General features: G+C 45.8%; 13 protein-coding genes. 3 read left to right on the top strand and 10 right to left on the bottom strand.

Annotation, left to right across the window (positions count from 1 at the left end; translation table 11 throughout):
- Positions 1-13: 13 nt before the first annotated feature.
- The 10 genes from ACL2XJ_RS24530 to ACL2XJ_RS24485 form a co-directional block, all read right to left on the bottom strand.
- Positions 14-2,761, bottom strand: coding sequence for a VirB3 family type IV secretion system protein (locus ACL2XJ_RS24530; RefSeq protein WP_413724821.1), 2,748 nt, complete (start codon positions 2,759-2,761; stop codon positions 14-16).
- 9 nt (positions 2,762-2,770) lie between these two features.
- The gene (locus tag ACL2XJ_RS24525) at positions 2,771-3,049 is read right to left on the bottom strand and encodes a TrbC/VirB2 family protein (RefSeq protein ID WP_413724820.1); all 279 of its coding nucleotides are present in this window, start codon (positions 3,047-3,049) and stop codon (positions 2,771-2,773) included.
- Positions 3,046-3,714: a lytic transglycosylase domain-containing protein gene (locus ACL2XJ_RS24520; RefSeq protein ID WP_413724819.1), complete on the bottom strand. Its 669-nt coding sequence runs from the start codon at positions 3,712-3,714 to the stop codon at positions 3,046-3,048. Before ACL2XJ_RS24520 ends, ACL2XJ_RS24525 begins: the two co-directional genes overlap by 4 nt.
- A gap of 90 nt (positions 3,715-3,804) precedes the next feature.
- The gene (locus tag ACL2XJ_RS24515) at positions 3,805-4,026 is read right to left on the bottom strand and encodes a hypothetical protein (RefSeq protein WP_413724818.1); all 222 of its coding nucleotides are present in this window, start codon (positions 4,024-4,026) and stop codon (positions 3,805-3,807) included.
- A gap of 410 nt (positions 4,027-4,436) precedes the next feature.
- Positions 4,437-4,646, bottom strand: a complete 210-nt coding sequence (locus ACL2XJ_RS24510) for a TraR/DksA family transcriptional regulator (protein ID WP_413724817.1) — start codon at positions 4,644-4,646, stop codon at positions 4,437-4,439.
- Entirely contained in the window at positions 4,636-5,220 is a 585-nt protein-coding gene (locus ACL2XJ_RS24505) for a DUF2857 domain-containing protein (protein ID WP_413724816.1), read from the bottom strand. Before ACL2XJ_RS24505 ends, ACL2XJ_RS24510 begins: the two co-directional genes overlap by 11 nt.
- A gap of 26 nt (positions 5,221-5,246) precedes the next feature.
- On the bottom strand, positions 5,247-5,432 hold the full coding sequence (locus tag ACL2XJ_RS24500) for an AlpA family transcriptional regulator (RefSeq protein WP_413724815.1): 186 nt from the start codon (positions 5,430-5,432) through the stop codon (positions 5,247-5,249).
- A 146-nt stretch (positions 5,433-5,578) separates the two neighbouring features.
- Positions 5,579-6,505 carry a hypothetical protein gene (locus tag ACL2XJ_RS24495; protein WP_413724814.1) on the bottom strand — a complete coding sequence of 309 codons (927 nt, stop codon included), beginning with the start codon at positions 6,503-6,505 and terminating at the stop codon, positions 5,579-5,581.
- Positions 6,506-6,886: 381 nt separating this feature from the next.
- Entirely contained in the window at positions 6,887-8,221 is a 1,335-nt protein-coding gene (locus ACL2XJ_RS24490; RefSeq protein ID WP_413724813.1) for an MFS transporter, read from the bottom strand.
- A gap of 433 nt (positions 8,222-8,654) precedes the next feature.
- Positions 8,655-9,605: a YhfZ family protein gene (locus tag ACL2XJ_RS24485; RefSeq protein ID WP_413724812.1), complete on the bottom strand. Its 951-nt coding sequence runs from the start codon at positions 9,603-9,605 to the stop codon at positions 8,655-8,657.
- A 373-nt stretch (positions 9,606-9,978) separates the two neighbouring features.
- Between ACL2XJ_RS24485 and ACL2XJ_RS24480 the strand changes: the two genes are divergently transcribed.
- The 3 genes from ACL2XJ_RS24480 (at position 9,979) to ACL2XJ_RS24470 (ending at position 14,622) form a co-directional block, all read left to right on the top strand.
- A complete protein-coding gene (locus tag ACL2XJ_RS24480) occupies positions 9,979-11,379 on the top strand; it encodes an FAD-binding oxidoreductase (protein ID WP_413724811.1) in 1,401 nt (466 codons plus the stop codon).
- Positions 11,380-11,491: 112 nt separating this feature from the next.
- A complete protein-coding gene (locus ACL2XJ_RS24475; RefSeq protein ID WP_413724810.1) occupies positions 11,492-12,985 on the top strand; it encodes an FGGY family carbohydrate kinase in 1,494 nt (497 codons plus the stop codon).
- Positions 12,982-14,622, top strand: a complete 1,641-nt coding sequence (locus ACL2XJ_RS24470) for a glycerol-3-phosphate dehydrogenase/oxidase (protein WP_413724809.1) — start codon at positions 12,982-12,984, stop codon at positions 14,620-14,622. The genes ACL2XJ_RS24475 and ACL2XJ_RS24470 overlap by 4 nt, the downstream gene beginning before the upstream one ends.
- Positions 14,623-14,672 lie beyond the last annotated feature (50 nt).

Raw genomic sequence — 14,672 nt, 5'->3', positions numbered from 1 at the left:
ATCAGTCTATGGATTATATTGCCAGCTCAAGGAACTTCTCTTTCCATTCGTCGGGTGGCATGCCCTCCTGAAAGAGGGCATCAAATATTTTCAGGTTGTCTTCACTACCGCTCAGGATGCGGGTCAGTTTTCCCAGTCCCGACAGGTCCATTTTTGCCAGCGACATGAAGGGATGGGTTTCACCGGCACGCAGAGGGGTTTTCAGGATAACCATGTAGTATTCCCCCGGATCGAGTCGCCGGACAATGTCGTAAACCGGCAGCGGGACGTGCATCTTCTCCACATAATCCGCCTGGCTGGCCTTCGGGTTGGCGAGGAAAATCTGCGTACTGCACTGTTCGATAATGGCCGGGGCGATGGGATGCTTCACAATTTCATCCGGTGACTGGGTGGCCGGGACAAAAATACCGTTCAGCTTGCGAATGACTTTCAGCATGTTGAGCGAGAACGTAGAAAATTCCACGTCGGCCAGCCATTTCCAGAATTCATCCATGAACATCACCAGCCGCCGCCCGTCCAGCAGGCTGGTCACGCGATACAGCAGGTAAAAGGTGACGGGGCCGCGTATGTCGTCGTCATCGAGAAACTCCGTGCCGTCAATGCCGAAATTATCGATGTCGCCGAGGGTGAACGTGTCCTCTTCGTTATCGAATACCCAGCCGAACTCGCCCCCCTGCGCCCACTGTTTCAGCCGGATGCGCAGTCCGTTGGTGCGGGCCTCTTTGGTCGGCGGCTCCGGCAGCACCTCCAGCAGGCGGGTGATGCCATAACGGCGGTATTCCCCGGGGTAGTCCAGCATGATGGTGTCCACGGCGACGCTGATGCGCTCTTCATCGCGCGGATCGAGCGGTTTGCCGTCGCGGCGGCACAGCATTCGCACAAGTCGTTTGATAAAGTGGATATTTCGCCGGGTGGGCGGCAGTGAAAACGGATTAAAACCGGTGGGGACGCCGGTACGCAGGCGAAAGTAGCGGCCCCCCATCTGGCGGATCGCCATCTCTGCCGCCCGGTCTTTATCAAAGTAAATGGTCGTCAGCCGCTTGACGGTGGACGCGGCGGCGAAGGTGGCCGGATGGCGGTACTTCTGCATCAGTTGCATCATCATTGTCATCAGCAGGGTTTTGCCCGATCCCGTTTTACCGATAATGGCCGTATTCCCCGGCGTTTTTTCGTTGAAGTCATCCCGTCCGGCCTGGCTGTCATGCAGATTCAGGTAATAACCGCCCCCGCCGGGGGAGGTCAGAATGGCGATGGCCTCGCCCCAGGGATTGCCGTTCCGCTTGTGGGGATGGAAGTTATGCAGACCCGCCATATCCGCATAGTTCTGGCTGCTGATGGCAACCAGCCGGGGACGCAGGGTGTATACCCCCGGCAGTTGCGCCAGGTAGGCGGCGGGTAATGACAGCGTGGACAGGGTGGTCATGATGCCAAGGTCGGCAAAGGGTTGTGCCAGGGCGTTGGTCTCCCTGACCACCTGGTCGGCACTGTCTGACGAGACCAGCAGAGAAAAGTGGTATTTCCCGCACGACACATGCCCGGACTGAAGCAGGTCGCGTAACACAATCAGTTCTTCCCGTTGTGAAAGGGCGTCATCATCCGCCGAGTTCAGCCTTTTTTCCGCCAGCCGGATGTGCTTCTGTGCTTCATCCCGCGCCATACAGGTGAAGGACTGCGTCAGGACATACTCGCTTTCGGCATACAGCAGCGCATCCAGCAGGCCGGTATGGGTCTCCGGCGCGTAGTCCTTGATTTCCAGACTGCGGAAAAAGCGGGAGCCGCCGACCGTCTGACATTCGGCCGTATCGGTGGTAAAAAACACGTCCGGGGTACTGAGCGTCTCGTAAAACGGCGTGCGCGTGACCGCCACACGCTGCCAGTTGCCGGTGATGAGACGATGAAAGAACGCCAGCTGTGAGGAGTACACCCGGCCCTTTTCCTCAAAAACGCCCAGCGGGGTGGCCATATAGCGGGACAGGGCGGCATTCAGCGTTTCCCGGTGCTCCAGCATCACCAGAAGGGCCTCATCCAGCGCGGATTTGCGTTTACCGACCGGCTGCGCTTTCATGGCCTTTTTCTCCAGGACTGAGAATGGCGCATAACAGAGGGTAAAAAACAGCCGGTGCCGCCAGAACGGCCTTTCGTTGGCTGGCCGGTAATAGCGCCGGGTGACCTCATCGGCAAAGGGAATGCCCGACCCGGCGTCGAAGGCGTCATGGTACTTTTCCCGGAGGCGGTGAATATAGAAAGTGACCGGCAGCCCCTCAAAGGAACGAATGACATTATTGAGGTGGCTGGTCATTAACGTCAGCTGATGTTCATCCTCGCACTCAAAGACGGTGCCCCCCAGTTCCCAGGTGGCGACGAAATCCCGGTGGCGGTTCAGGATGACATACGGATGAATGTGAGAGGAACAGGGGATATATTTCTCCAGCGTGATGCGCTCGTTCAGTTTCATCTTGTCAGTCAGCTCCGCAATATCGACGGCATCATAGGGGCTTGCCAGCAGGGTATTCGCGCCAAAATGCCGACTGGTGGCGACGCGGCCACGGGTTTTAAAGGCCAGCCAGAGGAGGCCAAAGTAATGGCTGTCGGTTCTGGCTTTTGCCTTCATCTCCGCCCAGGCGGGGATCAGCAGTAACATCAGGTAATAGCTGATATAGACCGACAGCAGGACAATCGTCCCGCTGACGATCACGAACGGCACCAGGGGGATCCCCATGATGGCGGCGGGGCGCGTCAGCGCCTTGTTCAGCGTGGTCATCGGCGCCTCCTAGGCTGCCCAGTAAGCGCCGAAGCCCGAGGCACCGACAATCAGGATCGCGCCGATAATCACGTTACGCATGTCATGCAGGCTTTTGCCGTCAAACAGGACCTTGTAACCCACCCACATGGTTGCCAGCGTGATGGTGACGGCGGCCAGTCCGAGCAGACCGGAGGAGGTATTGCTCAGCGTATCGTTGGCTTTATTAAACCCACTGTCGGCTGCCGGGACGCGGGCAGACAGAAATGCGGCGACAGCAGGCCAGTACTTAAGTTTTCGCATAATCATTGCTCCTCTTGGGTCACTGTGGCGGACACCTCGCCACGAATAAGCGTGTCGGGATAATGCAGGTGCAGGGCGCTCTGCGCGGGGGGAGGCGTGGCGGGTTCACCGCGCAGCACCGCAGGGGGATAGTGAATGGCCGGTAGTGTGCTCAGCGCAGAAGGTCGTTGCCGGTCCTTCCGGGTTGACGGCACGACATAGCCGATACGTTGTACATAGCTCGCGTGGTTAAAGGCGGGTTCCGGTCGCTGACCGGTGGTGAAGTTGCCGGAGTAGTAGCAGCTGAGCGCACGTTTCAGGGTGCCGCCGCGCCGGTAGCAGTCGGTCAGGATGCGCTCAAACACGGACAGGTTCGTGCAGGGATCAAGCAGGTCGGCGGCGCTCACGCCATACTGGCGGAAATTGGTGCTGGTGATCTGCATCAGCCCCACCGAATAACGCCGCTGTTTCGCCGCCAGTCGCCTGACGAGTCTGAGCGCGTCATTCCGTGTCGCAGGTCGATGAGAAATGACCCCGTGACTGCCGGGTGCACGCTCACGTACCGGAACAATTTCTGCGACAGCGTACGGGTGAAAGCCGGATTCGACCCGTGCAACGTCAAGTGCGGTATCCGGATGAATGCTGGCGGCGCACTGCATGGCCGCCGCCAGAAAGACAGAGGTGGAAAGCATGGTGGCCCCGGAATTGTCTGCCGGTCAGCGCACCGCCTGCTGGCGGTGCTGTACCGAAGGAAGGAACACAGAGGTTTGCCGTGAACCGGGTTAACCGGGCGGGGCTTCCTGTGACGGGGGGTTATCCTCACGGGGTTCGAGCAGGACCAGTTTGCCGGAGACGGCAATACCGGGTGTCAGCACAATATTCAGACCGGGTTTGCCGTGATGAGCGAAGGCCACGCCGACTTTTGTCCAGTACGTGGTTTTTTCGCCGTCCGGACCGGGCGGGCTCTCCTGGGCGACATACGCGAGATAGACCGGTTTTCGCATGGCATTTTCCTGTTTACAGGTGGAAGCAGTAAATAAAATACGTCGGTCACATCCCGATCCTGCATTCCGGTTTTAACGGGTCAGCGAGAACATTCAGCGGCACCCTGAATTATGGTTGCGTGACAGCCCGATCCCTATTATTAAAGAGCGATACCCGACCCGGACGAATAAACGTCCATCAGGTCTGCCATTGAATAACGGCGTGCTCAGGGTGCAATTTCAGACGGGCGTTTAGAACAATAAAATCAAAACGCAGGCAGGAGAAAAAAATGAAAGATCACTGGGCTGGGCTTTTATTTTTATATTGCGGACCGTGAATGCCATCAATAAAGCACACGGGATGGTATTGCCCGGAATACAGAAAGACGTGTGGAGAAAACCCGTTCTCCACACGTCATATTGATTGTTTCTTAGCGCGGGTGGCGTTCAAGTCGTGACTGGCATTCCGTGCAGGTGGTCACACCCGGTAATGCCTGCCGACGTTTATCGGGGATGGGGCTGCCGCACAGACGGCAGTAATACAGGGAAGGCGTGGCAGCCGGTCTGAAACGGTTCTGTTCAATCATGGCCTCCAGGCACTGTTCATTAAATTCCTGATCGCGATCGATCTCATCCGGCATGGGTGGCCCTCCTGTTCGTCATGTCCTGTTCGCACAATGTGATACGGTTGTGGACTGCCGTAAGCGAGGGGATGTCGGGCCGGGAAGCCAGCGCCTCGGTGACCTGCATCATCGCTTCCAGCGCCTCGGGCGAGTCGAGGTTTTCCTGACGGCGCTGTTGCCACTGTCGCCAGATTTCGGCATCGGTATCTTCATCCGGGATCGGTGTCCGGCCATGCGGGATAGTGACTCCCAGTAACCGGCGGCGCAGGCAAACGTCATTGGAGGTGAGACCAAAGTACTGATTCAGCAGCGCAATGGAGCCGCCCAGCCGGACAGCCCGGTTGATCCGCTGCTGGCGGAGTGTTTCCTGGCGGGACAGCGTCAGCAACTGACGGAATACGTCATGGCGTACAGAGATATCCATGAGTGGTGCCGATGCCCGGCTCAGGGTAAAGAGTTCGTCCAGTGACAGCTGACTGAGGGCGTTCATTTCGTCGAACGTGAATCCCAGCGCTTCGCAGTGACGGATATTGCCTTCTTTCAGGGCATGCAGGGCGTCTGTTAGTACGGCGTAATTCAGTGACGGGATCATAATAGGTTCCTCACGCGTAACTGTTTTCAACGGCGGGTTAATTTAAGGTTGATCCATTCGTCAATTTCAGATTCGAGCCAGGCCACACTGGCGGGTCCGATTTTTATTGAGCGGGGAAAGTCGCCGCTTTTCATATACAAATAAATCTGTGAGCGTTTCAGACCGGTTTTTTCTTCAACCTGTCTCAGACGTAATAACTGATGGGATGTCATGATTTTCTCCTGTGCCGGAAATAAACGGGGCAGACCCGGAGAGGACAAAAAAACACAGGAAGGGTGGGGGAGGGAAGTGGTTAAGCCCGTATTACGGATGTCGTTATCCTTAATACGGACTTCTGTGCTGACAGATAACTATCATATTATTTTGAAGAAGAAGAGGAGTATGGAGAGCCACGCTCCAGTGCGGTTTTCAGCGTGTCGCCGCTGAGCCGGTCAGTGATGCCATCATCGGAGGCCCATTGTTCGAAGATGGACAGGAGCTTGTAAGGCTGCCGAATTAAGGGACTAATCTCCTCATTATGTTTGCAGGCAAGCCAGAACAGTCGGGATAAGGGTGTAGATATTCGTGTAGAATAGGGAGGGGGTGTTTTATTTATAAACGGGGTTTTTATTAATTTATCCAGCTCTGTATTCTTGATGACAAAACAGGCATCATTAGGTAGTATATGTATTGGAAAGTACCCTTTGCGATGAAGCTTACTGATCGTCTGTGAAGTAATGAGTTCATTAATGTCCAACGCTAGCTCTTTGGGTAACGACATAGCTTGCTGTTTTATCCTTTCTGCCCATGTCTTTCTTTCGAATATCTGAAATACCTCTCCTGAAAAAATTACAGTAATTCCATAATTGATCTCATTAGCACCTGTGATCGGTTGTGGTATACCAAGAGAATGAGCCAGTAATCTCTGGGTAAGGACATACTCATATCCGGTTAAAGTGGTATCAAGAATTCTTAGGGAAGGGTAAATATATCTACCTTCAGTGCTCAGAATTAAATTCCTTCCATTGAAAAAGCATTTTTTTTCAAGCTGACAAATTCGATTGATAGGTGAGGCGGTTATCAGCCGTAACTTTGCTTTATTGTCTGACATTCTAACTTTGCGTAATATTATTGGAGACTGAAAGTAGATAGAAAGGAATATATCACCACATAAAGCATGGCGATAAATACATCCTTCCGTCAGGTCAACATTTGCAGTTTGCTTAGCTATTTGGACAGCCTCCTTTATAGTAAGCCAATCTTTCATATTATTTTGGATATTAAATATGTTGTTATTTTTTGACATGATACATCTCCTTATACGAAGAAAATGTTTTTGAAAACTGACGGGGTTATTAGGTGGGTATTGATTAGTGTCAGTGCGGATTATATGAGGCTGCGTATATGGCTGGAAGGGAGCGATTTCTACTGTTCGCATAACTACACTATTACTATTTTTTACTCATGATTATTTTTTATTAGAATGCATAAGTAAGTGTCATCGTTCGAATCAGTAGTTGCATAAATATGAAGTAAAAGAGAGGTAGGACTAAATATAATAATAAAATTGTGAGTTAGTTTATTGTGTTAATGTGAGATTAATAAAGAGCGTTGCATTGGGCGACAGGAGTCTCCCGATGCATATAGAGAACAATTCTTAACACTTACTCTTTATTCTATGAAAAAATCAGCATTGTGAAGTGGCTTGTACTACAATATTTTTTCTCTGAGAGTGAGATAGCCAACAAAATATCAATCCCAGTAGGGTTCCGGTATAAATGGCGTAAAACCCACTGGCCCAACCAAAGTTATCAACGAGGAAACCAAATAATGTTGTGCCAAGTGAAGTACCGACTATATATGCCATAAAACCACACAGACCTACAGCTGAACCAATAGCAAAACTAGGAATAACTTCCATCGCTTGGACTCCTGCTAAAGCATGTGGAATGTAAATAAGACAACCAATTGCTGCTGCAAATATAGTTGCGATTATAATTGAATCTGTTGATACGTAACCGGCAACTGATACTCCCACAATACAGAAACAGAAAAAACACAGTTTCATAACCTTACCGACAAAAAATCGGTCAACCAACCATCCGGCAATTAACGTTGATGATATTGCTGCGAACTCAAAGAACATAAAAGCGGTACTCATCTCTGCTTTTGAGAATCCTTTTACATTAAGAAGATAAATTGGGATCCAGGTTATTGTCCCGAAACGCACCATATAAGTGAAAATAACCACACCTACTAAATACCAAGCATGAGGACTTTTCAATACATAGTGATAAAATATTTGGAATGCACTAAAACCGGGCGGTGCAGACTGCGTTGGTATGTAAATACCATGTACCGAATCCTCGACCTCGGGATAAATATCTTCAACTGGAGGCATACCAACACGAAATGGACGTTCCTTGATGAGGATAAAAGCTAGGACAACACCAACCATAGCAAAACAGGCCGGTACCAAGAATATTGCTATACGCCAGTGTTCGGTTCCTAGCCATGCGAGGGCAACACCAGTAATAGGGGCAACCAGGCCACCGCCTATGTTATGTGAGATGTTCCAACCTGTATTTGCTCTACCACGTTGATTGCGTGGGAACCAGTAGCTAATCACAACGAGCGCGGGTCCGGCCCCAGTACCCTGAAATATGCCAAGTAAGAAGACCAGCATGAGGAATAGATAGAATGACTCTGAGAAACCCATCACAATATTTATCAGTACACATGCAAGTAAACCAAACCCATAGAAATACTTAGGATTTCCAGTATCAGCTAAGACACTGAAAAATCCTTTACTCAAACCATAAGCAATGAACATCAAAGAAGAAATAAATCCAATTTGGGTAATTGATAAGTTCAACTCACTTTGTAAATAAGGAGAGCTTAAGATGAAATTATTTCTCACCAAATAGTAAGATATGTAACCCAGAAATATCCCTACAAGTGATTGGTACTGATAGGAGATAAATCGCTTTTTTACCTTAGCATCTACTATTAACTGTGTCATGCTAATAATTCCTCATATTAATTACTGTTGTGGTGTGTTTTATTTTTTTTGTGATTTTCGAGTAAATTAAATGGTGTGTTTACGAAAAGTATATAAATGTGATTTAATAACAACATAACACATCAATTTTAATCTAATTTATTACACCTTTTAAAAATACATTACATGGCAAGTTAGCGTAAAAACCTGCGGGACATCACATTTATCTTTTTAGAACTATATAAGTCGAAAGTGTTTTTCTTTCGTTTTTCGTTCTTGAATGGTATTACGGTCTTGGGAAGAGAGACGGTTGAGTTGTGTTCATTAAGGTTTGGCAGTCTGAAAAGTATAAATACTTTACATCTGGATTTACTTTGGAATGAACAGAAAAAACTAAAGAGAAAGATTGCTAGCGATACCAGCATAATAGTAGTGAAGATAAATATTCACCCGCTTATATTTCAAAAGGCATGTTCAATGGATCTTCTTTTTGTATACATTTTTGTTGTAATTCATGGATCATTTTATTATCTAATTTCGCAAGGATCGCAGATAACTCAATACGATGTGGATTTACTATAAAAACCCCAGCTGAAAGAGCATCATGTGCCTCTAATGATTCTTTCCTTGATAAGAGTTGACCTCTTAAACCTGCCTCCGATAACGGTATGGGGCTAGATGTCATGTGCCATAGACCAGCATCAATCTCTCCTTTCAGAATTTTAACTGGGATATGTCTATATTCTGTTTCTACATAAGAAAAACCATCTTTCTCGGGAAACTCAAGTTGCGTAAGTTTTAGATGGTCTAAAGACGAAGAATCAATTCCTATTCTCTGTGGAGGAAATAAATCATTTAAAGTCCTTGTGACTACTATAAGTCTGTTTATTGCATAATAGCTTCCCGTGTTTAGGATTTTTATTGTGTTATTATCAACGGGATTATAATGAGAATTTATGACTCCCAGAGAAGTTAATACAATATCAGATTTTCCCGATAATACTGAGTTTAAGCGAAAAGCTCCACCTGCCGCATAATTAATGAAATAGGGTATATTTAATCTACCAAGCTGTTGGGTGATAATTGACACAAGAGTATCCACTTCGACGGAACCGCTGTGTGGCATCAATAAATGAACTGGATTAAGTTTCGCGAGGTTCCAGCATAATCCAACATCAATGTATTCTATTATCCTACCTAAATGCCCCTTGGATACAGTTACGAGCGCACCACTATCAATTAGATTACGTAGAGCACGTTGTACGGTTCCTGCAACGATTCCATACTCGTCGAATAGCTGAGCATTAGTAATAAGTTTCTTGCCACAGCCAGAACTTAATGCATGCACAGCTATAACCTTTTTTGCATTCACTATAGCTTGCTGATCAATAACTTCTTTATTCATATTTTTGCCATTTATGCCTTTGTCACTACATCCATAAAATCAGCATTAAGTTTATTGAAATTAACAGCAGCATCGTAACGAACACCCATGAATATGGCAATCAACACTTTCACTTGGGGTTTTAGGTTGAAAAGCCAATGACAATTGTGATTAGTGTCGATGGAGAGAGAAATGAGCATTAATTGAATCTATCTTTTTGAATTATATGTATTTTATTTATTTTTGTTATTTTTTATTAGATCTAAATCACATACTGGAAACTTATTTTTGACATTTCCTGACTGATTAACAGATAGTCAATCGAACTAATACTCCATTTATGGATTATTGAGGCTTAGACGGAACAATCAGGTGTGTAATCAGAAGAGGATTTATGGATAATTATCAGCAAGTTGAAGAAATTTTAAAGTTATCAGTTGGCGGCGATAAGGTTCTAACCACTCAGGCGGCACTTGACGCTAGCAGTCACGATACATGGCCGTTAATGACCAAGCTGGATATGCTTGGACAGCATCCGAACAAAGCTGACATTGTCGTAAAAGCCACCCAAGTCGAAGACATCAGAAAAGTGCTTGAACTGGCAAATCAGAAGCTGGTTCCAGTAACAGTCCGCGCACTGGCATCTTCCGTTACTGGTCAACCATTACCTACCAAGGGTGGTATTGTTCTCGATATCTCGGGATTACCAGCTTCATACTCTGTAAATGAAAAAAACATGACAGTAACGGCAACCTGTAGTTTCAATGGTGGGGAGCTTGAAGATCTGCTACAAAAACAGGGGTGGACGATGGGGCATTCTCCCCAGTCTCTTTACCGTTCAACAGTTGGAGGATGGTTGGCGACTCTTGCGACTGGTCAATTCTCTTCGATGTATGGAGGCATAGAAGATCTCGCAGTGGCCTATGATGTCCTGCTTGCTTCCGGAGAAGAAATTAAATTACAGGCTAATCCACGAGCGGCCATGGGTCCAGACCTGCGACAGGTGTTCATTGGTTCTGAAGGTACTCTGGGCGTAATCACTTCGGTCACCTTAAAAATTTTTCCTCTGCAGGAAGCTGAGTCGTTAATGACATACTCGGTACCTAGTGTCGAGAACGGTCTGGAATTGATGAGAGAAATCGTGGCCTCTAATCTAAAACCTTTCTTGGTAAGGTTCTATGATACTGAGGAAGCTAAGCATGCTATGCAGGATAAAACGTTCAACTCACCTGTACTGTTTCTTGGAAGTCGAGGGCTTTCTCAGGTTGTGGAAACAGAACAAAACGTTCTCGCGAATATTGCTATTAAACATGGTGCAAAACCACTCGGACCGGAAGGTGCATTGAACTGGATGAATCGTCGCTTTGACTTTTCAACTGTAGAGAATTTACTGGCGAAGAAAGGTTGTTTCGGTGAAACAATCGAGATTGCCCATAACTGGGATTCAATTCATGAGCTATGGAAAGATCTAAAAACAGCCCTGTCTCCGTTCGCAGATGAAGTACTATCGCATTTTTCGCATATTTATACTCAGGGAACCTCAATGTATGTGATCCTTTTGGGGAAAGAGAATAGCGATGAAGAAGCTGTAGAATGCCTCAAAAAAATATGGGAAACGGCAATGGAGGTCTGCATCATACATGGTGCTGAATTATCACATCATCATGGCGGTGGACTCGCACGCTCTCCATACAGTCGTCGCTCATTAGGCTCTGCTCATACGGTGTTGCAGAAAATTAAAAAAGCATTGGATCCTAATGCGATTTTAAACCCGGGTAAATTAGGTCTGGATTAATTTATTGTATTTTAAATACTAAAGATGGATAAAATCGCTTTTATCCATCTTTGTTACTTACGTTTTAAGTCGTACTTATCACATGCAAAAAAAAATCAGAAAGGACAATAAGATGACTCCCTATATTTTAGTAATAGATGCCGGTACTACAGGGATCAGGGCTCTGATATACAATGACAGAAGTCATATCTTATCACAGGCTTATAGTGAGTTTCCGAAATATCATCCTGATTCAGAGTGTGTAGAGCAGGATGCTAATGAAATCTGGAGCACAACCTGCCGAGTAATTGGTGCAGCTTTAGGTAAACTACACATCACTTTAGGTGACATCAGTTGTATTGGTATTGCTAACCAGCGAGCTACTACTGTTGTCTGGGACCGAAAAACTGGGGTTCCTGTTTCCAGGGCCATCGTATGGCAAGACACCCGAACGGCCAATCGGGCTAAAGACCTTAAGCCTGTTTGGGGGGAAAAGGTATACCGAAAAACAGGATGGGCCTTAAGTCCTGTTTTTTCTTCTCTTAGCCTAGAATGGCTCCTGAATAATGTTGACGGTCTACGGTTAAAGGCTGAGAAAGGTGAATTGGCATTTGGCACTATAGATTCATGGCTTGTTTATTGCTTAACCGGTGGAAAAGAACACGTTATTAGTGCTTCTAACGCTTCTGTAACGGGTTCATATGACTTAGAAAATGATGAATGGTATTGGGAATGGCTAGAAGAGTTAAATATTCCTCTGAGTATGTTTCCAAAGGTGTGTGATGATTCTGGTATTGTAGGTTATACGGACGAATCAATAATGGGGTTCAGTGTTCCTATTTCTGGTTTAATAGCGGACCAGCATGCAGCGTTATTTTCTCAGGGATGTATAGAACCTGGAATGATTAAATGTACACATGGAACAGGTACATTCCTTGATATGTTGATTGGTGAAAAACCAATCGTGAATACCGAAAGCGGGATATGCTGTCAGATTGCTTGGCGAAAAAACGGTAAAACAAATTATGCCCTGGAAGGCTATGTCAGTTCGACGGGAGCCGCTATTCAGTGGTTACGAGATGGATTGGAAATTATCGACTCATCAGCAGAATCGATGGTGGTAGCATCACAGGTTGAAGATACTGGTGGCGTCTATTTTGTTCCTGCACTGACTGGATTGTCTGCACCTTACTGGGACCCGTATGCCCGTGGAACTATGTTTGGAATATCTCCAGGTACTACAAGAAGTCACATTGTGAGAGCAACGCTCGAAGCCATTGTTTACTCGGTTCGTGATTTTTTACAGACAATGGAGTCTATTTCTGGATTCAAAATAAAGAGTATTGCTGTAGATGGTGGTGCTTCAAAGAATGATCTCTTATTACAATTTCAGGCAGACCAATTAGGTGTTGATGTAATTCGCCCACGAAATGTAGAGGCTACAGCTCTTGGTGCAGCGTTAATGGCTGGGCTGGGAATAAAACTATGGGAGAATGAAGAGTCAGCTTTCCCTGTAGAAAGAAATAAAACAGTTTTCAGACCATCAATGGATGAAACATTACGTCAAGATAAATATGAAATGTGGATACGTGCTGTAGACAGATCAAGAGAATGGAGTAAAAAATGAAACGAGCTCGGCTAGAGGAAGTTAATAATAATGTCTTTGACATTATTATTATCGGTGGAGGTATTACGGGGGCGGCTATCGCTAGAGACGCTGCATTAAGAGGGTTAAAATGTATTCTTCTTGAAAAAGAGGATTTTGCTTCTGGAACCTCCAGCCGCTCATCAAAACTTATACATGGTGGGTTACGATATCTGGAAACTCTTGAATTTGGTCTTGTTGCAGAATCAGTGAAAGAGCGAGAATTAGCTTTAAAAATGGCGCCACATTTGACGAAAGTAGAATCTTTCATGTATATGTTTTATGACAATTATCCTGATAAAAAATGGTTGATGAATCTGGGATTATCATTTTATGATTTTGTTTCTGGTGACTGGAAAAACCGTAGACACAAGATGCTGAGCAGTGAAGATGTACTCAATATACAACCTCAATTTAAAAGTGAAGGACTAAAGGGTGCTGCATTATTTTATGATGTAGCAACCGACGATGCCCGTATTACCATGGATACAATAAAGAGTGCATACGAAAATGGTTCGATAGTCATGAATCATTGTGAAGTGGTAGGTCTTATTTTTGATGATAACAAATGTAACGGAGTCAGGGTCATTGATCGTATCACTAGGGAAGAAGGTGTTATTTATGGGAATTATGTCGTTAATTCTACCGGACCATGGAGTGATACCATATTAAATATGGAAGAAAGAAATGAAAGAGTCCTTAGGCCGACTAAAGGTGTCCATATTGTCCTCGATAGAAAGGACTTCCCAATAAAAAATGCTGTTTTTATGCGTTCACCAGATGATGGTCGTGTGGTTTGGCCTGTCCCTTCGATGGAAGAAGATCGCGTATATATTGGAACAACAGATTCAACCTTTGAAGGAGATCTTAATGACGTATATCCAGATAGAAGAGATGTCAAATATTTGCTGAATGTAGCAAATAGTCTCATGCCGAAAAATAAATTAACTGAAGAGCATATCATCGGTTCCTGGGCCGGACTTAGACCATTGATAGCACCAGGAAGTGAAAAGAATAACAGTAAAATATCGCGTGAGCATCAGATACTGCAGAGTAAAAATGGTCTTTTTTCAATTATTGGAGGGAAACTTACAAGTCATAGAATAATGGCAAAACACCTTCTTGATGCAATTATTGAAAAGGATAGAGGAAGCCTTCTTAAACATTCATTGGCAGTTTATAAATATGATACATCCCCAATTTCAGGGGGCATTGATGAACGGGGAAGGAAGTTTAACAAAACTGTGATAGTTAATGAACTAAAAGCAATGGGAATTGATATTGAACTTGCAGAACGATGGGTCAAACGTTATGGATGCAATGCATTAAAAGTATTAAAATATTGGATGAGAAATGACTTAAATAAAAAAATTCTGAGCAAAAGATTATTAACCGTAGCAGAAGTACATTATTGCGTGTCCGAAGAATCCACCTTTACAATAAATGACCTGATGATCAGAAGAACGTCTAGCTTCTTTTGGGAAAAAGATGGAGGTATGACTGAGTTAAATATAATAGCAGATGAAATGCAAAAACTTCTAGGCTGGAGTGATGAAATTAAGGAAGATCAAATGAAAGCGTATGAGATCGTTGTGAAAAAACACAGATGGGAAGTATAAGAAGAATAATCATCTCATGAATTTATACAGATAAAAGGTGGTATAAATGG

It is taken from the genome of Sodalis sp. RH16 (genome assembly GCF_047324245.1).
GTDB classification, from domain to species: domain Bacteria; phylum Pseudomonadota; class Gammaproteobacteria; order Enterobacterales; family Enterobacteriaceae; genus Acerihabitans; species Acerihabitans ligni.
The sequence above is the reverse complement of the archived record's forward strand: the minus strand, read 5'-3'. Positions and strand labels throughout refer to the sequence as shown.